17 protein-coding genes are annotated in these 19,249 nt (G+C 72.8%); 13 read left to right on the top strand and 4 right to left on the bottom strand.

The window, feature by feature from the left end; translation table 11 throughout:
• Positions 1–883: 883 nt before the first annotated feature.
• Positions 884–2,485, bottom strand: a complete 1,602-nt coding sequence (locus tag ACFVFQ_RS17345; protein ID WP_383416072.1) for an MFS transporter — start codon at positions 2,483–2,485, stop codon at positions 884–886.
• A 115-nt stretch (positions 2,486–2,600) separates the two neighbouring features.
• Between ACFVFQ_RS17345 and ACFVFQ_RS17340 the strand changes: the two genes are divergently transcribed.
• The 7 genes from ACFVFQ_RS17340 to ACFVFQ_RS17310 all read left to right on the top strand — a co-directional run bounded on the left by ACFVFQ_RS17340 (position 2,601) and on the right by ACFVFQ_RS17310 (position 10,850).
• The gene (locus ACFVFQ_RS17340; protein ID WP_383416068.1) at positions 2,601–3,302 is read left to right on the top strand and encodes a TetR family transcriptional regulator; all 702 of its coding nucleotides are present in this window, start codon (positions 2,601–2,603) and stop codon (positions 3,300–3,302) included.
• A gap of 173 nt (positions 3,303–3,475) precedes the next feature.
• A complete protein-coding gene (locus tag ACFVFQ_RS17335) occupies positions 3,476–4,690 on the top strand; it encodes an alpha/beta hydrolase (protein ID WP_383416062.1) in 1,215 nt (404 codons plus the stop codon).
• A 199-nt stretch (positions 4,691–4,889) separates the two neighbouring features.
• On the top strand, positions 4,890–5,768 hold the full coding sequence (locus tag ACFVFQ_RS17330) for a DUF4429 domain-containing protein (RefSeq protein WP_383416059.1): 879 nt from the start codon (positions 4,890–4,892) through the stop codon (positions 5,766–5,768).
• A 92-nt stretch (positions 5,769–5,860) separates the two neighbouring features.
• Positions 5,861–7,276 carry a sensor histidine kinase gene (locus ACFVFQ_RS17325; RefSeq protein ID WP_383416056.1) on the top strand — a complete coding sequence of 472 codons (1,416 nt, stop codon included), beginning with the start codon at positions 5,861–5,863 and terminating at the stop codon, positions 7,274–7,276.
• On the top strand, positions 7,273–7,953 hold the full coding sequence (locus tag ACFVFQ_RS17320) for a response regulator (RefSeq protein ID WP_383416053.1): 681 nt from the start codon (positions 7,273–7,275) through the stop codon (positions 7,951–7,953). The genes ACFVFQ_RS17325 and ACFVFQ_RS17320 overlap by 4 nt, the downstream gene beginning before the upstream one ends.
• A 220-nt stretch (positions 7,954–8,173) precedes the next feature.
• The gene (locus ACFVFQ_RS17315; RefSeq protein WP_383416050.1) at positions 8,174–9,340 is read left to right on the top strand and encodes an alpha/beta hydrolase; all 1,167 of its coding nucleotides are present in this window, start codon (positions 8,174–8,176) and stop codon (positions 9,338–9,340) included.
• A 178-nt stretch (positions 9,341–9,518) separates the two neighbouring features.
• Positions 9,519–10,850, top strand: coding sequence for an acyltransferase (locus ACFVFQ_RS17310; protein WP_383416045.1), 1,332 nt, complete (start codon positions 9,519–9,521; stop codon positions 10,848–10,850).
• A gap of 32 nt (positions 10,851–10,882) precedes the next feature.
• Here ACFVFQ_RS17310 and ACFVFQ_RS17305 read toward each other — a convergent pair whose 3' ends face one another.
• Positions 10,883–11,905 (bottom strand): aldo/keto reductase, encoded by a 1,023-nt coding sequence (locus ACFVFQ_RS17305; RefSeq protein ID WP_383416042.1) that lies wholly within the window; start codon positions 11,903–11,905, stop codon positions 10,883–10,885.
• Positions 11,906–11,912: 7 nt separating this feature from the next.
• A complete protein-coding gene (locus ACFVFQ_RS17300) occupies positions 11,913–12,425 on the bottom strand; it encodes a MerR family transcriptional regulator (RefSeq protein WP_383416035.1) in 513 nt (170 codons plus the stop codon).
• A 186-nt stretch (positions 12,426–12,611) separates the two neighbouring features.
• On the opposite strand from ACFVFQ_RS17300, the gene ACFVFQ_RS17295 reads away from it, so the two are divergent.
• Positions 12,612–13,433, top strand: coding sequence for a serine hydrolase domain-containing protein (locus ACFVFQ_RS17295; RefSeq protein ID WP_383416032.1), 822 nt, complete (start codon positions 12,612–12,614; stop codon positions 13,431–13,433).
• Between the two features lie 29 nt (positions 13,434–13,462).
• On the opposite strand, the gene ACFVFQ_RS17290 is transcribed toward ACFVFQ_RS17295, so the two are convergent.
• Complete coding sequence (locus tag ACFVFQ_RS17290) at positions 13,463–14,134, bottom strand: pirin family protein (RefSeq protein ID WP_383416029.1); 672 nt, start codon at positions 14,132–14,134, stop codon at positions 13,463–13,465.
• Between the two features lie 58 nt (positions 14,135–14,192).
• Between ACFVFQ_RS17290 and ACFVFQ_RS17285 the strand changes: the two genes are divergently transcribed.
• The 5 genes from ACFVFQ_RS17285 to ACFVFQ_RS17265 all read left to right on the top strand — a co-directional run bounded on the left by ACFVFQ_RS17285 (position 14,193) and on the right by ACFVFQ_RS17265 (position 19,190).
• Positions 14,193–15,377, top strand: coding sequence for a PucR family transcriptional regulator (locus ACFVFQ_RS17285; RefSeq protein WP_383416026.1), 1,185 nt, complete (start codon positions 14,193–14,195; stop codon positions 15,375–15,377).
• Positions 15,378–15,466: 89 nt separating this feature from the next.
• On the top strand, positions 15,467–16,423 hold the full coding sequence (locus ACFVFQ_RS17280; RefSeq protein ID WP_383416023.1) for an ACP S-malonyltransferase: 957 nt from the start codon (positions 15,467–15,469) through the stop codon (positions 16,421–16,423).
• A 13-nt stretch (positions 16,424–16,436) separates the two neighbouring features.
• The gene (locus ACFVFQ_RS17275; protein ID WP_383416018.1) at positions 16,437–17,471 is read left to right on the top strand and encodes a ketoacyl-ACP synthase III; all 1,035 of its coding nucleotides are present in this window, start codon (positions 16,437–16,439) and stop codon (positions 17,469–17,471) included.
• A gap of 107 nt (positions 17,472–17,578) precedes the next feature.
• Positions 17,579–17,827, top strand: a complete 249-nt coding sequence (locus tag ACFVFQ_RS17270) for an acyl carrier protein (RefSeq protein WP_030286801.1) — start codon at positions 17,579–17,581, stop codon at positions 17,825–17,827.
• Between the two features lie 76 nt (positions 17,828–17,903).
• Entirely contained in the window at positions 17,904–19,190 is a 1,287-nt protein-coding gene (locus ACFVFQ_RS17265; protein WP_383416011.1) for a beta-ketoacyl-[acyl-carrier-protein] synthase family protein, read from the top strand.
• The last annotated feature ends 59 nt before the right edge of the window (positions 19,191–19,249 follow it).

Genomic DNA, 19,249 nt, shown 5'->3' with positions numbered 1-19,249 from the left:
TCGGGCCGTGGTGGGCCGCGCGCTCCTCGCGCGGGTCACGGCGGTGGCGTTCCGCTGCGGGCCGGTGCCCGCGGCGGCTTCGGGTTCGAGCGTGCGGCGGAACGATCGCCTCAGCCAAGGCCCCGGCGGCGGCTCCACCCGGATCGGGTATGGGGATAACGCGCCGGGCTTCAACCGGTGTGCGGGTGTGGTCCGTTGACGTGCCCCGTCGCGCTCCGGGCGGGGCGCAGGAACCGTTCTTCCCAGGCACGACACGGGAGTTGGGTAATACCGTCGCCCAGGAGGAGCGGATACCGCGCGGCGGTTCCCGTTTCCGGTCACCCTAATGAGGGATGAGGGCCTCCGACGGAGGTCAACTGCCGCTTGGGGGAAGGGGATCGGTGGGGGGCGGCGGTTCGCGGCCGGGGTTGACGGCCGGACGGCGGCGCACGGGTGGCGTTGCGGATGCGTTCGGGGACGGGGAAGGCGGGGAGGGACGGTCGCCGGTTGGCCGGTGGGCGCGAGCAGCGGGCAGGTCGGGGGCGGCGTGCGCGGGTGGCTTGACGGCTGGCCGCGGGGGGCCGCTCAGCCGGCCCCGGAGTGTCCGCTCAACGGTTCGGCCGGGCAGCGCCGTTGGGCCGGCGACGCGGCGCAGGCACCCGGCGCTGGGCGCGCGGTGCGGCCACGGCCATAGCCCAGGGCGCGACGATGCGGCACGCCCGCCAGGCCCTGCCGCTCCCCGATGTCACAGCACGACCAGCCGCCCCACCAGCCACGCTCCGCCTCCCCTCCTCCGTCCCCTCACCCCCAACACGGCGACGCGCGGCCGACCGAGGGGGTGCCTCGGTCGGCCGCGCGTCGTTGGGTGACCCGGTGGGGTCGCGGAACTCCGGTGTGCCGGCGGTCAGATGTGGCCGACGCCGGCGCCCGCCTCGGCGTTCGCGCCGCGCTTGGTGAAGAGCGCGACCACGGCGGCGAGGATCGCCACGCCGCAGGCGACCGTGAAGGCCAGGCCCATGCCGGAGACGAAGGTGTCGTGGGCGACTGCGGTGATCTTCTCGGCGAACGGCTTCGGGGTGCCCGGCGGCACCGGGGCGATGCCCGCGGAGACCGCGTCGGACGCCTGGGACAACTGCTCGGGCTTGAGCGGCGGGAGGCCGGCGCCCTGCCAGTTGCCCGCCAGGTCGTGGTCGACGCGGGAGGCCATCACCGCGCCGAGCACGGCCGTGCCGAGGCTGCCGCCGACCTGCATCCCGGCCTGCTGGAGACCGCCGGCGACGCCGGACAGCTCCAACGGGGCGTTGCCGACGATGACTTCGGTGGCACCGACCATGACGGGCGCGAGGCCCAGGCCGAGCAGCGCGAACCAGACGGACATCGGGCCGGTGGTGGTGCCGGCGTCCAGCCCGGACATGCCGAACATCGCGACGGCGGTGACGACCATGCCGCCGACCAGCGGGATCCGCGGGCCGAACTTGGTGATCAGCGCGCCCGCGAGCGGCGAGCCGACGATCATCATGCCGGTCAGCGGGAGCAGGTGCAGGCCGCTCTGGACAGGGCTCATGCCGTGGACGTTCTGGAGGTAGAACGTCACGAAGAACAGGCCGCCCATGAAGGCGAAGGCCATCAGCACCATCAGGATGGTGCCCGCGGTCAGCGGCACCGAGCGGAACATCCGCAGCGGGATCAGCGGCTCGCGGACCTTGGTCTCCAGGAAGGCGAAGAGCCCGAAGAGGACGACCGCACCGATCAGGAAGCCCCAGGTCGTCATGGAGCCCCAGCCCCACTCCGTGGCCTTGATCAGCGGCCAGATGAGGCAGAACATCGCGCCGGACAGCAGCACGATGCCGGGGATGTCAAAGGACTTGGGGGCGTTCTCCGCGCGGTGGTCCTTGAGGATCACCAGTCCGAGGGCCAGCGCCAGCAGGCCGACCGGCACGTTGATGAAGAACACGGACTGCCAGCTGACGTGCTCGACCAGCAGTCCGCCGACTATCGGGCCGCCGGCGGTGGAGGCGCCGATGACCATGCCCCAGATACCGATGGCCATGTTGAGCTTCTCGGCGGGGAAGGTGGCGCGCAGCAGACCCAGCGCGGCGGGCATCAGCAGCGCGCCGAACACACCCTGGAGCACCCGGAAGAAGATCACCAGCGCGACCTGGCTGGAGAATCCGATGGCGGCGGAGGCGGCGGCGAAGCCGAGGATGCCGATGAGGAAGGTCTGGCGGTGGCCGAAGCGGTCGCCCAGCTTGCCGGCCGTGATCAGCGAGACGGCCAGGGCGAGCATGTAGCCGTTGGTGATCCACTGCACGTCGGCGAGCGACGCGTTCAGGTCTTGCTTGATGGCCGGATTGGCGATGGCGACGATCGTGCCGTCGAGCGCCACCATCATCACGCCGATGGCGACGGAGAAGAGGGTCAGCCAGGGGTGGCCCCGCAGCCCCTTGCGAGGCTCCGGTACGGGAAGTTCCGGTGCGACGTCGGCGACCGGGGTCTGAGAGCTCATGTTTCGAGGCTAATGTCAGCCACTGACAGTTGACAAAACAATTCATGAGTCGGTAACTGTCATTTACCTCACAGGTATCCTGATCAGCGAGAACACCACCGAAAGGCGGCGCAGGATGGCGGACCCGACGCCGCAGACACCCCCCTCCAGTGGGCTGCGCGAACGCAAGAAGCAGCGCACCCGGGACGCCCTGATCCGCGCGGCGCTGGAGCTCTTCACCGAGCAGGGCTACGAGGCCACGACGATCGACGAGATCGCCGAGGCCGTGGAGGTCTCGCAGCGCACCTTCTTCCGGTATTTCGCCAACAAGCAGGAAGTGGTCTTCGCCGTCCAGGACATGGTCGAGGCCCGGTTCCTGGAGGAGCTGCGCGCCCGCCCGGCGGACGAGCCGCCGCTGACGGCGCTGCGCAGCGCCGTGATGATCGCCTGGGACGAGATCGGCAGCGCCATCACGTCGGTGATCCCGGTGGACCTGCACATGCGCACGTTCCAGATGATCGAGTCGACGCCGGCGCTGATCGCCGCGTACCTGCGGCGCTCCACCGAACTGGAGGAGCAGATCGCCCAGTTGATCGCCCGGCGCGAGGGGGTGGACGTGGACACCGACCCCCGCCCGCGGGTGGTGGTCGCGGCGTTCAGCGGGGTGATGCGGGTGGCCGGCAAGGTGTGGGGCGAGGGGCACGACTGCAGCGTGGCGTCGATCCGCGAGGTGACCCGGTCCTACCTGGACCACATCGGGCCGGCGATCGAGGCCGATTGGCGGCCGGATCCGATCCCCGTCAGCGTCGACCGCACACACGCCCACGACCAGGCGTAACGACCCCTGTACGGGGGCGTGATCGGTTGCTGCGCGGACGCGACCGACCCTGCACGACCAGTCACGGGACGGCTTTGCGTTATGTCCGTTTCGGCGCAAATACCCTGCCCGAAACGTGAGATGCCTCACCGGGGTCGTCGGACACCCTCCCCCGTCTCCTAGGGTGGCCCGCGGTGAATTCTTTCCCGGGCCTCGGCCCCTCCTCCGGTTTTCTGCAGTCCACCGCATGGCGCGGCTCGCTCGCCCTGCTGGTGGTGTTCGTGATGCTCGCCCTGACGGGTTGGACGGCGATCAGAAGCACCAAGGAGGACGCCAACCCGCTGGCCACGGCGAGAGCCGCCTGGCGGCACGCCACGTTCCACGGGCGGCCGCTGCCCAACCCCGACGCCGCGCCGGCCACCCTCCGTGCGTTCTTCGCCGGCCTCGACCGGGGCGAGCGCCAGCAGTTGGCGACCCGTTATCCGTTGGTCGTCGGCAACATGGGCGGAGCCCCCGTCTCCCTCCGGTACAGCGCCAACCGCGTGGCGATCGACGACGCCCGCAAGATCGAGAAACGGCGCATGGGCGACCAACGGCTCACGCCCGTCGGCCGCCAGGAGGCGAGCCGGCTGATGCACCGCATGGAATCGCTGATGAGCCCCGGCCGGCAGATCCTGGCCTTCGACCCGGCGGGCGACGGCCGGGCCGCGGAGGTCTTCGGCGACCTGACGACGGCCGACCGGGTCTCGGTGGTGGTGCCCGGCGTGGACACCAACCTGTCCACCTTCGAGCGCACCGCAAGGGCGACCGCCGCCCCCGTGGGCATGGCGAAGTCCCTGTACGGCGCCGAGCGGAGCGCCCGCCCCGGCGTCCGTACGGCGGTGATCGCGTGGGCCGACTACACCACGCCGTCCGGGCTCGGCGTCGAGGCGGCCACCGGGCAGCTGGCCGAGGCCGGCGCGGTCCGGCTGCGCGCCCTGGTGAACGCGCTGCCGTCCGGTGACTCGGTCTCGCTGTTCTGCCACAGCTACGGGTCCGTGGTCTGCGGGCTCGCGGCCCGCGAACTGCCCGACAACGTCAGCGACATCGCGGTGGCCGGCAGCCCCGGCATGCGCGCCGGAGGCGTGTCGGACCTGGGCACCCGCGCCCGGGTCTGGGCGATGCGGGACGCCGACGACTGGATCCAGGACGTGCCGTACCTGGAGGTCGGCGGGCTCGGCCACGGTGCCGACCCGGTCGACCCGTCCTTCGGCTCGCGGGTCCTGTCCGCCCAAGGGGCGGACGGCCACGCCGGCTACTTCGCGCCCGGCACCCAGAGCCTGCACAACTTCGCACTGGTCGGGGTCGGCGCCCTCGGCTCGGTGGACTGCTCGGCCACCGACCCCCGGTGCAGCGCGGACCTGGCTTGACGGCCGGTCGCACCGAAACGGTCGCCGCGGGGTACGGCCCGGCGCCCGGGGACGGGCCGTACCCCGCGGGAACCGAAGCCGGGCCGGGTGACGTGAACAGGGCAAGGGCGGCCGCCGGGTCACCGGGGCGCCCTTCGGCGCGGAGCACAGGTGTCCGGAAGGGGGACGGGCGGGCAACCACCCGCATACGATGAGCCACATGGGTGATGTGCTGGCCGGTTTTCACGCCGTCTGGGAGTTCGACTCGGACTCCGTACTCATCCGCTTCGAACGGGGGATCCGCAGGCCGAGGCTGTTCCAGGCACTGGGCGAGCGACGCATTCCCTACGAGGCGCTGAGATCCGTCGAGGTCTCTTGGGGCCGGCGCGGCACGGTGGCGTTGCACGCCGTGCCGCGGCAGGGCGCCGACCCCCTGATGGAGGCGGCGAACGGACAGCTCAAGGAGGACGCCGACCCCTACCGCCTGGTGCTGCCCGCCGAGCGCGAGGCGCTGGCCTCGTACTACGCCGACGAACTGCGCAGCGCCCTGGGGCCGGCCGCCAAGGAGCCCGCCGACCGGCATCTGGTGGCCGCGCCCGATCCCCCGCTGCACTTCAAGGCGTACGACGGCAAGGCGTCCTTCGACGGCAGTGCGGTGACCTTCCGCTGGTTCTGGACGGGCGCCTCGTCGGCGAAGTGGAAGAGCGGCGACCAGACCTTCGCGGTCGGCGGGCTGTCCGGTGTGGAGTGGCGCTCGCCGGAGGTCTTCGACGGCTATCTGCGGCTGCTGGAACGCGACGCATCCGAGACGCGGTCGGGCGAGGCGGACCAGGACCCGGCCGCGGTGGTCTTCGGGCTCGGCTACGGCCCGGTCCACGAGTCCCTGCCGTTCGCGGCCGCCGTCCTCCAGGCCGTGCGGGCCGCAGAGGCGGCGCCGGAGGGGCCGGAGCGGGCGCCGGCGCGGCACTCCTGCGGCACGGGCCGGGACCCCGCCGATATCGCCGACCGCATCCGGCACCTCGGCGAGCTGCACGAGGCGGGCCTGCTGACGGACGCCGAATTCAGCACGAAGAAGGCGGAGTTGCTGGCGGAGCTGTAGCCGGCCGCCGGCGTCATACCGTGGTACGGGATCGAAGCCCGCACCACGGTATGACGCCGGTGCCCGGACGGTCCGCTTACATTGATCCCGCGATGTCCACACGATCTTTCACCCCCGACGACGGGCCGACCGGCGACGAAGGACGCCGGTCGGGCCGCGCTCAGGCCATGCGCGCCGCCCGCCGGGTGGTGCGCATGGCACGGCCCCCGCTGCGCATGCTGGCCGCCGAGCTCGGCACGCCGCACCTCCCCGGCACCCCGCTGTTCGGCAGCTCCCCGCGCCGCTGGGTGCGCCTCCTGCCGTACGCGGTGGCCTTCGTGTTCGCGGTGACGCTGCTGCCGACGGGGATCAACGTCCTGCACAACGACTACGGCATGCCCGGCGGCCTGGCCGGCGCGCTGGCCACCGCGCAGAGCGTGCCGCTGCTGCTCGCGGTGTCCAGACCGCTCCAGGCGTGGTGGGTGATCTTCGCCGCGGACGTGATCTGCGCGATCGTGCTGCACGGCACCGACGGCGTCGCCGACCGCCCGTGGCCGTGGCCGCCCACGGTGATCGTCGGCTATCTCGCGCTGATGGTGGCGCTGTCGATGCGCGAGCGCCGGCGCACCCTGATCGCGGTCTGGCTGTCGACCGGGGCGGCGGGCATCCTCTTCAAGGCGGTCGTGCCCGCAGGCAGTCAGAGCTCCTGGGTGCTGCTGTTCGTGCTCGCCGGCGTGGTGCTGCTGCTCGGCGGCGCGCTGCGCGAACGGGGCGACGCCCAGCGGAAGTTGCAGGAGCAGGAGACCATCAGCGAGGCGGAGCGGGCCCGGCGCACCCTGCTGGAGGAGCGCACCCGGATCGCCCGCGAGCTGCACGACGTGGTCGCCCACCACATGTCGGTGATCACCGTCCAGGCCGACAGCGCCCCGTACCGCATCAGCGGGATACCCCAGGAGGCCCAGGAGGAGTTCGGGGCGATCGCGGCGAGCGCCCGGGAGTCGCTGGCCGAGATGCGCCGGCTGCTCGGGGTGTTGCGCAGCGAGGAGACCGAGCGGCAGGGCGCCCCGGAGAAGGCCCCGCAGCCGGGCGTCGGCCAGCTGCGGAAGCTGGTCGAGGCGACCGTACGGGCCGGTGTGCCGGTCGAGTTGGTGCTGCCGGACGAGCCGGTGGTGCTCGAACCGGCCGTGGACCTGTCGGCGTACCGCATCGTCCAGGAGGCGCTGGCCAATGTGGTGCGGCACGCCCCGGGCGCCCCGACCCGGGTGTCGGTGACGACGACCGGCGACGGCACCCGGCTGACGGTGCTGGTGGTCAACGAGCCGCCCGCCCCGCCCGTTTCCACCCCGCTGGAGACCAGCGGCACCGGGCACGGCCTGGTGGGCATGCGGGAGCGGGTGCGCCTGGTGGACGGCACGCTGGACACCGGGCCGCTGCCCGACGGCGGCTTCCGGGTCGCCGCCCAACTCCCCCTGTCCGCACCGCCCGCAACGCCCACACCCTCCTCAGTGAAGGACTCCGACGCGCCATGACGACCCGCGTGATCATCGTCGACGACCAGGCCATGGTGCGGGCGGGCTTCGCCGCGCTGCTCGCCGCGCAGAGCGACATCGACGTGGTGGGCGACGCCGCCGACGGTGCCCAGGGCGTGGAGTTGAGCCGGCGGATGCACCCCGACGTGGTGCTGATGGACGTCCGGATGCCGGAGATGGACGGGTTGGAGGCGGCCCGGCGGCTGCTCGACCCGCCGGTCGGGGTCACCCACCGGCCGAAGGTGCTGATGCTCACCACCTTCGACGTCGACGACTACGTCTACGAGGCGCTGCGCGCGGGCGCGTCCGGGTTCCTGCTCAAGGACGCGCCCCCGGCCGATCTGATCTCCGCGGTCCGGGTGGTGGCGGCCGGCGAGGCGCTGCTCGCGCCGTCGGTGACCCGCCGACTGATCGCCGACTTCGCCCGCCAGCGCCCGGCGCCCCGCACGGACCGCACCGCGCTGCGGCTCAACGGCCTCACCCCGCGCGAGACGGAGGTGTTGGAGCTGATAGCCCGGGGGCTGTCCAACCAGGAGATCGCCGAGCGGCTGGTGCTCGCCGAGCAGACGGTGAAGACCCATATCGGCCGGGTGCTGGCCAAGTTGGAGCTGCGCGACCGCGCCCAGGCCGTGATCTTCGCCTACGAGTCGGGGCTGGTCTCGCCCGGCGAGCGGTGAGCGGTACTACCCGCGTTTCGGGTTATCCGCACCCGGCCTTCGGGATAACCCCACCGACCCTGTGAGGGCAGCCCCCGCACCGTCCTCCCGGGGTACGACGGCCGACCGTCACCCCCTACCCCGGTATCACCCGGGAGTTGGCGCCGCGGTGTGACGCCACCCCACCCGCCGGCTTTCTACCTTTCCCTCCGCCACACCGTTGGAAGAGGGAGAGACCACCATGACCGTGCTGCGGAACGCCGTCCGGCGCAGCAAGCGGACGCTCACCGCCGCCGTCCTCGCGCTCACCGTCGTTGCGGGGACCGGGGGTTGGGCGGCCGGTTCCGCGCAGACCGCGGTCACCGGCCCGGCCCCCGGCGCCGCCGCCTGGCGCGCCGACCACGCGCTCGGCGTCCGGCTGCCGGACCCGGCGAGCGCCTCCCCCGCCGCGGTCGCCCGGTTCTTCGCCGACCTGACCGACGCCCAGCGGCAGGCGCTCGCCGCCCGGCACCCGCTCACCGTCGGCAATCTCGACGGGGCCCCGCTCGCCCTGCGGTACGAGGCCAACGCCCGTGCGCTGCGCGCGGAACGGGACCGTGAGCTGGCCCGGGCCACCGACCCGGCCGGCACCCTCCAGGACCACCGGCAGGCCAGGAAGGCGGCCGCGCGCTATGCCGCGCTGCTCGCGCCGGGCCGTCAGATCCTCGCCTTCGATCCCCGCGGGCGCGGCCAAGTAGCCGAGGTCCACGGCGACTTGACGCGCGCGCAGCGGACCGCGGTGATCGTGCCGGGCTCCGACATCGACCTGACCACGTTCGACCGCACCACCGACCCGTACGGCACGCCGACCGGGATGGCCACGTCGCTGCGCCGGCAGATGGCCGCCGAGGCGCCCGGCGTCCGGACGGCGGTGATCGCCTGGGTCGGGTACACCACCCCGGTCGGCCTCGGTCCGGACGCCGCGACCGGCCGGCTCGCCGAGGCCGGCGCCCCCCGGCTGACCCGATTCCTGGCCGGCCTGGCCGCCACCGGCACCCCCGCGCCGGCCGTGCTGTGCCACAGCTACGGGTCGGTGGTGTGCGGCCTGGCCGTCCCGCACGCGGGCCGCGGCGACCTCTTGGACCTGGTGGTCTTCGGCTCACCGGGGATGCGCCGGGACAACGTGGCGGAGCTGCACACCACGGCCCGGGTCTGGGCGGCGCGGGACGCCTCGGACTGGATCGGCAACGTCCCCAGCGTCGAGCTGCTGGGGCTGGGCCACGGTGCGGACCCCACGGACCCGGCGTTCGGCGCCCGCCGGGTGCCCGCCCAGCGCGCTGAGGGCCACACCGGCTACCTCGCCCCCGGCACGGACTCCCTGCGCAACTTCGCCGCGATCGCGCTGGGGCACTACGGCGCGGTGCGGTAGGGCCCGGCACCGCACCACCGACAGGCCCCGGAAACGGCGACCGGCCGCACCGCCTCTCCCCCACCGCTCACCCCACCCCGAGCAGTCCCCTCAACACGCGTTCTCCCCATCGGCCCCACGGGCCCTACCGGCCCCAACGGCCCGTCCGTGCACGGAACTTCGGACTCAAGGACGCCCCATGACCACCGAACACCTCGCCCCTGCCAGCGGACTCACCAGACCCGGCAAGCCCCTCAGCCCCGACAACACCCCCAACGACACCGCGCACCGCCGCCCCCGCACCGCGCTCCGTTCCCTCCGGGCCCGGGCCGGCGCCGCCGTCCGCGCCGTGGACGCCCGCACCCCCGCGCACCGCGACCGGGCCCTCGACGGGCTGCGCGCCCTCGCCCTGCTCTCCGTCCCCACCGGGCACTGGCTGCTCGGCGGCTTCGCCCGGGACGCCGACGGCACGCTGCACAACGCCAGCCCGTTGACCGCCCTCGGCTTCCTGGCCCCGGCGAGCTGGCTGCTCCAGATGCTCGGCATCTTCTTCCTGGTCGGCGGCCACGCCTCGGTGCACTCCCTGCACCGGGCCCGCGCGCGGGGCGGTTCGACGGCCGGGTGGCTGGGCGGCCGGATCGCCCGCCTGGGCCGCCCGGTGCTGGGCGTGACCGCCGTCTGGGCCGCGCTGATCCCGCTGCTGCACGGCCTGGGGGTGCCCACCGCGACGCTGCGTACCGGGGCGACGCTGGTCATCCAGCCGCTGTGGTTCGTCGGCATCTATGCGGTGGCCACCGCGCTCACCCCGTATTGCGCCGCGGCCGCACGGCAGTTGGGCGTCTGGAGCGCGGCGCCGCTGCTGGCATCGGTCGCCGCCGTGGACTTCCTGCGCTACGGCCCGTTCGCCGCGGCCGTGCCGCCCTGGCTGGGCCTGCTCAACCTGCTGCCCGGCTGGCTGTTCGCCTATCAGCTCGGGGTCTGCTGGGGCGAGCGGCGGCTGGGCCGGCGCACCGCTTGGGCCCTCCTGCTGGGCGGCGCCGCGCTGTTCGCCGCGCTGCTGCTGTTCTTCCACTACCCGGCGAGCATGGTGGGCGTCCCCGGCCAGGACCGGACCAACTCCCATCCGCCGTCGCTGCTGGTCCTGGCGCTGGCCGCGGCCCAGTCCGGCGCGGCGGTGCTGCTCCGAGGCCGGCTGGCCGCGCTGCTGCGCCGGCCCGCGCTGTGGGCGCCGGCGGTCGTGATCAACCTGTCCGCGATGACGATCCTGTGCTGGCACCAGACGGCGATGTTCGCGGCGGCGGTGCCGGCGTCGTGCGCGGGCGCCGTGCCGGGCCTCACCACCGTGCCGGACGCGCCCAGTTGGATCCTGGCGCGGCTGGCCTGGATACCGGTCTTCGCGATCCTGCTCGTCCTCGTCGGGCGCGTCACCCGTCGCTTCGAGGCGCCCTGGACGGGGGCCGGGCGGGCCCTTCGGGCGTCCACGGCGGTGCTGGCGACGGCCTTCGCGCTGTTCGCGCTGGGCTACGCCTGACGGGCGCCCCGCGGGTGTCCGGTGCCGCGGCCCTACTCGCGCCCGGCGGAGGTGAACGTCATGTCGTGGTAGCGGTCCCCCGCCACCTTGCCGGCGATCGGCTCCAGCAGTGCCAACTCCTCCTGGCTCAGCGTGATCCGGGTGGCGGCCGCGTTCTCCTCGACCCGGCCGGGCTTGCGGGTGCCGGGGATCGGGACCACCGCCAGGTTGTGCACCGCGGCCTGCTGCTGCACCCAGGCCAGCGCGATCTGGCCGGGCGTCGCGCCGTGCGCCGTGGCGATCGCGCGGACCGGCTCCAACAGGGCGGCGTTGGCGGCCGCGTTGGCGCCGGTGAAGCGGGGCTGCTGGCGACGGAAGTCGTCCTCGGTCAGCTCCTGGTCGGCGCGGACGAAGGAGCCGGTGAGGAAGCCGCGGCCGAGCGGCGAATACGGGACGAGGGCCACGCCGAGCTCCGCGGCGGTCGGCACCACGCCGGCCTCGATGTCGCGGCTGAACAGGGACCACTCGGACTGCACCGCGGCGATCGGGTGGACGGCCTGGGCGGCGCGCAGTTCGGCGCCGGTCACCTCGCTCAGCCCCAGGTGCTTCACCTTCCCCTCGGCCACCAGCTCGGCCATCGCGCCGACCGTCTCCTCCAAGGGGACGCGCACATCGCGACGGTGCATGTAATAGAGGTCGATCTGCTCGACGCCCAGCCGCCGGAGGCTGCCCTCGATGGCCTCGCGGATGTAGGGGCGGTCGTTGCGGATGACGCGCTTGGACGGGTCCTTCGGGTCCGGCCCCAGCGCGAACTTGGTGGCCAGGACGACCTCTTCGCGGTGCGCCTGGACGAAGGGCCCGATGAACTTCTCGTTCTCGCCGGAGCCGTAGACGTCGGCGGTGTCGAAGAGCGTGATGCCCAGTTCCAGCGCGCGCTCCAGGGTGGCCCGCGCCGCCTCGGGGTCCTCCGTGGGGCCGTAGGCCCAGCTCATGCCCATGCAGCCCAGGCCCTGGACGCCGACCTGCGGGCCGTCGGTGCCCAGCCGGACGGTGTCGATCTTCGTGTCGTTCGCCATGAGTTACTCAGACCCTCTCGGACGCCCGACGGGCGTCGGCGTAGATACCGATCTTGTAGTCGAGGACGTCGAGCGTGCTCTCCAGCTCGGCGATCCGCCGTCGGACGTCCTCGCGGTGCCGGGTGAGCAGCAGCTCGCGCTCGGCGAAGGTGCCCTCGCCCTCCCGCACCAGCTCCGCGTACCGGACCATGTCGGCGACCGGCATCCCGGTCAGCCGCAGCTTGGCGACCAGGTCCAGCCAGTCCAGGTCGCGGTTGGTGAAGCGGCGCTGCCCGGTGTGCGTGCGGTCCACGTGCGGCATCAGCCCGATCCGCTCGTACCAGCGCAGGGTGTGGGCGCTGAGCCCGGTGTGCTGGGCGACCTCGCTGATGGTGTAGCGGTCGCGGCCGGTCGGCTGCGGGTGGGCGACGGGCGTGCTGCAACCCAGGGCCGTGGCCGGCCGCAGCCGGGGCAGTGCCGCCTCGGGCGGACAGGTCACGATCGAGCCGCTGATCACCGGTTCGCTCTGGGTCACCGTCATGCCGCGTCTTCCCCCTACTCGTCCCCGGGGCACGCGCCACCGGATGTCGTCGCACCGCCGGACGTCCCGCCGGTGCCTTCGACCTCCACAACGCTAGAGAGTTGGAGTGCACTCCAAGCAAGCACTGATCTTCGGCAGCCTTGACCGGAATTTGAAGGCATGGGGGCACCCCGTAGGCTCGGGGCCATGCAGAGCCTGGGGATGATCGAGAACTGGCCGGTGCCCACCGCCGCGGCCGCCGTCGTACGGGCCGACGGCTCGGTGGCCGGCGCGCACGGCCCGTTGGAGCACCGCTTCCCGCTGGCGTCGGTCACCAAGCCACTGGCCGCCTACGCCGCGCTGCTCGCCGTCGAGGAGGGCGCCGTCGAACTGGACGAGCCCGCCGGCCCGGAGGGCGCCACGGTCCGTCATCTGCTCGCCCACACCTCGGGGCTGGCCTTCGACGAGGCGCGCCAGGTGGCCGCCCCCGGTACCCGCCGGATCTACTCCAACGCCGGCTTCGAGGCGCTCGGCGACCACCTCGCCAAGGCCACCGACATTCCGTTCCCCCAGTACCTGCACGAGGCGGTGCTCGCCCCGTTGGGCATGACGTCGACCGAACTGGCCGGCTCGCCCGCCAAGGACGGCGTCTCCACCGTCGCGGACCTGGTCCGCTTCGCGGCCGAGCTCCAGGCGCCCCGGCTGCTGGCGCCCGAGACGCTCGCCGCGGCGACGCGGGTGGTCTTCCCCGGCCTGACCGGCGTGCTGCCCGGCTACGGCCACCAGAAGCCCAACGACTGGGGCCTGGGCTTCGAGATCCGCGACGGGAAGGCGCCGCACTGGACGGGCGCCGGGTCGTCGCCGCGCACCTTCGGGCACTTCGGGCAGTCCGGGACGTTCCTGTGGGTGGACCCCGTCGCCGGGGCGGCCTGTGTGGCGCTGACCGACCGGGCCTTCGGCCCCTGGGCCATCGAGGCGTGGCCGGCGTTCACCGAGGCGGTGCTGGCCGAACTGGCCGGGAACCACTGACCCGTTGGCACCGGAGCCGGCGCGCGGTCTCACCCGTAGACCGGCTCCGGCCCCATCGCCCACACCAGGCACTCCGCGCCCACGGATGCCACCAGTTCCAGCCCTTTTCCGTCACTGATCCGGCCCGCGTCCCCGGCCGCCAACTCCACGTCGCCGAGCCGCACCGCGCCCCGTACGACGTGGACATGGACCCGGGCGGCCTCCGGGACGGCGGTGCGCCCGCCCTCTTGGAGGCGGTGTACGTGCAGCGTGGCGCCGGCCCGCGACAGCACATAGGGCGTGCCCTCGGGGAGCTGGCGCACCACCTCGTACTCCGGCTCGCCGCCCGGGGCGTGCGGCGTCAGCCACATCTGGACGAAGCGCAGCGGCGTCGCACCGTCGTTGCGCTCGATGTGCCGCACCCCGCCGGCGGAGCTGAGCCGTTGCAGGTCGCCGGGGCGTACGGTCGTGGCATGGCCCGTCGAATCGCGGTGGGTCAACTCGCCCTCGACGACCCAGGTGACGATCTCGGTATCCCGGTGCGGGTGTTCGTCGAACCCGGCCCCCGGCGCCAGGCGCTCCTCGTTGCAGGCGATCAGCGCGCCGAACCGCAGGTTGTCCGGGTCGTAGTGGGACCCGAAGGAGATCGCGTGCAGCGACTCGATCCCGGCGTCCGCGTCGCCGCCCCGATACCGTTCCTCGCCCCTGCGCACCTGAATCATCGGGCCACCGTAGCCCCACCGCTTAACCCCCTCATCCCGATAGGGCAGGCTTGGTCCCGTGTCTGAACCCGCATCGCGCGACGCGCACCCGCACTCCGCGACCCTCCGGCGGCTGGAGAACTCCTCCGGCAAGCTGGCGGCCGCAGCGATCTCCCGTATGGACGCCACGCTGCCGTGGTACCGCGCGATGCCCCCGGAGAACCGTTCCTGGATCGGCCTGGTGGCACAGGCCGGCATCGCCGCGTTCACCGAGTGGTTCCGGCATCCCGAGACGCCGCAGGCGATCAGCACCGACGTCTTCGGGACGGCGCCGCGCGAGCTGACCCGGGCGATCACCCTGCGCCAGACCGTGGAGATGGTCCGCACCACGATCGAGGTCATGGAGGCCGCGATCGACGAGGTCGCGGCGCCGGGCGACGAGTCCGTGCTCCGCGAGGCGCTGCTGGTCTACGCCCGCGAGATCGCCTTCGCCACCGCCCAGGTCTACGCCCAGGCCGCCGAGGCGCGCGGCGCCTGGGACGCCCGCCTGGAGTCCCTGGTGGTCAACGCGGTGCTCTCCGGGGAGGCCGACGAGGGCGCGGTCTCCCGGGCCGCGGCGCTCGGTTGGAACGCGCCGGAGCACGTGTGCGTGGTGCTGGGCACCGCGCCGGACGGCGACAGCGAGTTGACCGTCGAGGCGATCCGGCGGGCCGCCCGGCACGCCAAGCTCCAGGTGCTGACCGGCGTCCTGGGCAGCCGGCTGGTGGTCATCGCGGGCGGCTCGGACGACCCGCTCAAGGCGGCCAAGGCGCTGATCGGCCCGTTCGCCGCCGGCCCCGTGGTGGCCGGCCCGGTGGTCGGCGACCTGCTCGCCGCGACCCGCTCGGCACAGGCCGCGGCCGCCGGGCTACGGGCCTGCGCGGCCTGGCCGGACGCCCCCCGCCCGGTGCTCGCCGACGACCTCCTGCCGGAGCGCGCGATGGCCTCCGACCCGGTGGCGCGCGAGCAGTTGGTGGAGGAGATCTACAGACCGCTGGAGGAGGCGGGGTCGGCGCTCCTGGAAACGCTGAGCGTCTATCTGGAGCAGGCCAGCAGCCTGGAGGGCGCCGCCCGGATGTTGTTCGTCCACCCCAACACCGTGCGCTATCGGCTCCGACGTGTGACAGACGTCACCGGCTGGTCACCATCCGATGTGCGCTCCGCATTTACGCTGCGTATCGCGCTGATCCTGGGGCGTCTAGCTGACGGTGAGGCGCAGCCCTAGACTTTTGTCGGACATCAACAATTCCCCCGATGGTTCTTCGTCCCTGTCCCCACGGGCGGGCGGGACCTCCCACAAGAGAGAGTGTGAGGGTGCTCGTACTCGTCGCTCCCGGCCAAGGCGCTCAGACGCCCGGCTTCCTGATCCCCTGGCTCGACCTCCCCGGAGTCGAGGACCAGCTCCGCGAATGGTCCGAGACCATCGACCTGGACCTCGTCCACTACGGCACCAAGGGCACCGAGGAGGAGATCCGCGACACCGCGGTGGCCCAGCCGCTCCTCGTGGCGGCCTCCCTGATCTCCGCGCGACAGCTCTTCCCGACCGTCGACGACGTCGCCGCCCACACCGGCGCGGCGGCCGGCCACAGCGTCGGTGAGCTCGCCGCCGCGGCCCTGACCGGCACGCTCTCCGACGCCGAGGCGATGTCCCTGGTGCGCCGCCGCGGGCTGGCCATGGCCGAGGCCGCCGCGGTCACCGAGACCGGCATGGCGGCGCTGCTGGGCGGCGCCGAGGACGTCGTGCTGCCGCACCTTGAGCAGCTCGGGCTGACCCCGGCGAACGTCAACGGCGCCGGCCAGATCGTCGCCGCCGGCACCGCCGAGCAGATCGCCGCGCTGGTCGAGAACAAGCCCGAGGGCACCCGTCGGGTCGTGCCCCTGAAGGTCGCCGGCGCGTTCCATACTCACCACATGGCTCCCGCCGTCTCGGCCCTTCAGGCCGCAGTCACCGAGCTGTCCCCGGCCGACCCGCGCACCCGTTACGTCTCCAACAAGGACGGCCGGGTGGTCACTTCGGGCCAGGACCTGGTGGAGCGGATGGTCGGCCAGGTGGCCAACCCCGTGCGCTGGGACCTGTGCATGGAGACCTTCAAGGAGCTCGGGGCCACCGCGCTCATCGAGGCCGCGCCCGGCGGCACCCTCACGGGCCTGGCCAAGCGCGCGCTGCCCGGCGTGCGGACGCTGGCCCTGAAGACGCCCGATGACCTCGACGCGGCCCGAGAGTTGATCGCCACCGCAGCGGACGCCGCTCCCGCAGCCCCGGCCGAATAGGAGCCCGTAGCGCATGACCTCGAAGATCAAACCCTCCAAGGGCGCCCCGTACGCACGGATCATGGGCGTCGGTGGCTACCGCCCGACCCGGGTCGTCCCCAACGAGGAGATCCTCAAGCACATCGACTCGTCCGACGAGTGGATCCGCTCGCGCTCGGGCATCGCCACCCGCCACTGGGCGGGCCCCGAGGAGACCGTCGCGACCATGTCGGTCGAGGCGGCCGGCAAGGCCATCGCGGACGCCGGCATCACGCCCGAGCAGATCGGCGCGGTGATCGTCTCCACCGTCTCGCACTTCAAGCAGACCCCGGCCATCGCGACCGAGATCGCGCACCTCGTCGGTGCCGGCAAGCCGGCCGCGTTCGACATCTCCGCGGGCTGCGCCGGCTTCGGTTACGGGCTGACGCTCGCCAAGGGCCTGGTCACCGAGGGCTCCGCCGAGTACGTCCTGGTGATCGGCGTCGAGCGGCTCTCGGACCTGACGGACCTCAACGACCGTGCCACGGCCTTCCTGTTCGGCGACGGCGCCGGCGCGGTGATCGTGGGCCCGGCCAAGGAGCCGGCGATCGGCCCGACCGTCTGGGGCTCGGAGGGCGACAAGTCCAACACCATCACGCAGACCGTCGCCTGGAACAGCTTCCGCATCGGCGACGTCTCCCAACTGCCCGTCGACAGCGAGGGCAACGTCAAGTTCCCCGCCATCACCCAGGAAGGCCAGGCGGTCTTCCGGTGGGCGGTGTTCGAGATGGCGAAGGTCGCCCAGCAGGCGCTGGACGAGGCCGGAGTCAGCCCGGACGACCTGGACGTCTTCATTCCGCACCAGGCCAACATGCGGATCATCGACTCGATGGTGAAGACTCTGAAGCTGCCGGAAAGCGTCACGGTCGCCCGCGACGTGGAGACCACCGGCAACACCTCGGCCGCCTCGATTCCGCTCGCCATGGAGCGGCTGTTGGCGACCGGGCAGGCCAAGAGCGGGGACACCGCGCTGGTCATCGGCTTCGGGGCGGGTCTCGTGTACGCCGCGACGGTCGTTACTCTCCCCTAGGCAAGATCTGCACGGACCGGCACCGCGACCAGGTGCCGCCCGCCGTGCGAGACTTCGCCGCTTCACCGCAAAACAAGCAGATTTCCGCTAATCGAAGGAGCGCCATCATGGCCGCCACCAAGGAAGAGATCGTCGCCGGTCTCGCTGAGATCGTGAACGAGATCGCCGGTATCCCCACCGAGGACGTCCAGGTGGACAAGTCCTTCACCGACGACCTGGACGTTGACTCGCTGTCCATGGTCGAGGTCGTCGTCGCCGCCGAAGAGCGCTTCGACGTGAAGATCCCGGACGACGACGTCAAGAACCTCAAGACCGTCGGCGACGCGACCGACTACATCCTCAAGCACCAGTCCTGATCTGGCGCAGCGCATGTCGCCACCCGGCGGTGGCGCCGTCGATTCAGACCCCTCTACCCGTGGAGTAAGAATTCCCGTGAACGCGACCAATCGCACCGTGGTCGTCACCGGTATCGGCGCAACCACACCGCTGGGTGGCGACAGCGCTTCGACCTGGGAGGGCCTGCTTGCCGGCCGGTCCGGCGTCGGCCCCCTTGAGCAGGAGTGGGCGGCCGAGCTGCCCGTCCGCATCGCCGCGCAGGCAGCGGTCGACCCGACCGAGACGCTGCCCCGCGCCCAGGCCCGCAAGCTGGACCGTTCGGCGCAGTTCGCGCTGATCGCGGCCCGTGAGGCGTGGGCGGACGCCGGCTTCACGGCGAAGGCCGGCGAGCCGGACACGGCCGCCGGACCGGCCGGTTCGGTCAACCCCGACCGGCTCGGCACCGTCATCGCCTCCGGCATCGGCGGCGTGACCACGCTCCTGGGCCAGTACGACATCCTCCGGGAGAAGGGCGTCCGCCGCGTCTCCCCGCACACCGTGCCGATGCTGATGCCCAACGGGCCGTCGGCCAACGTCGGTCTGGACGTCAACGCCCGCGCCGGTGTGCACACCCCGGTGAGCGCCTGCGCCTCCGGCTCCGAGGCCATCGGCTATGCCATCGAGATGATCCGCACGGGCCGCGCCGACGTCGTCGTCGCGGGCGGTACGGAGGCGGCCATCCACCCGCTGCCGATCGCCGCGTTCGGCAACATGATGGCGATGTCGAAGAACAACGAGGACCCGCAGGGTGCCTCCCGTCCCTTCGACACCGAGCGCAACGGCTTCGTCCTCGGTGAGGGCGCCGGCGTGATCGTCCTGGAGTCGGCCGAGCACGCCGCCAAGCGCGGTGCCCGGGTCTACGCCGAGGCGGTCGGCCAGGGCATCTCCGCCGACAGCCACGACATCGTGCAGCCCGAGCCCTCCGGCAACGGCATCGCGCACGCGCTGCAGAACCTCCTCGACAACAGCGACCTCGCCCCGTCCGAGATCGTGCACGTCAACGCGCACGCCACCTCGACCCCGCAGGGCGACCTCGCCGAACTGAAGGCGCTGCGCAAGGTCTTCGGCACCGAGGTGGACCACATGGCGGTCTCCGCCACCAAGTCGATGACCGGTCACCTCCTGGGCGGCGCGGGCGGCGTGGAGACGGTCGCCACCATCCTGGCGCTGTACCACCGGATGGCCCCGCCGACCATCAACATCGAAAACCTCGACCCCGAGGTGGAGGTGGACATCGTCCGCGACGAGGCCCGCGCGCTGCCCGCCGACGGCCGGCTCGCGGCGCTGAACGACTCGTTCGGCTTCGGCGGCCACAACGTGGTCCTCGCCTTCCGCACGGTCTGACGTCACGCCCCGTAGGGCGAACGCCTCAGGGCCCGCCCGGTCTCAACGACCGGGCGGGC

Source organism: Streptomyces sp. NPDC057743, assembly GCF_042798755.1.
GTDB lineage: Bacteria > Actinomycetota > Actinomycetes > Streptomycetales > Streptomycetaceae > Streptomyces.
Note: the sequence above shows the minus strand (reverse complement) of the source record. Positions and strands in the feature narration are given on the sequence as shown.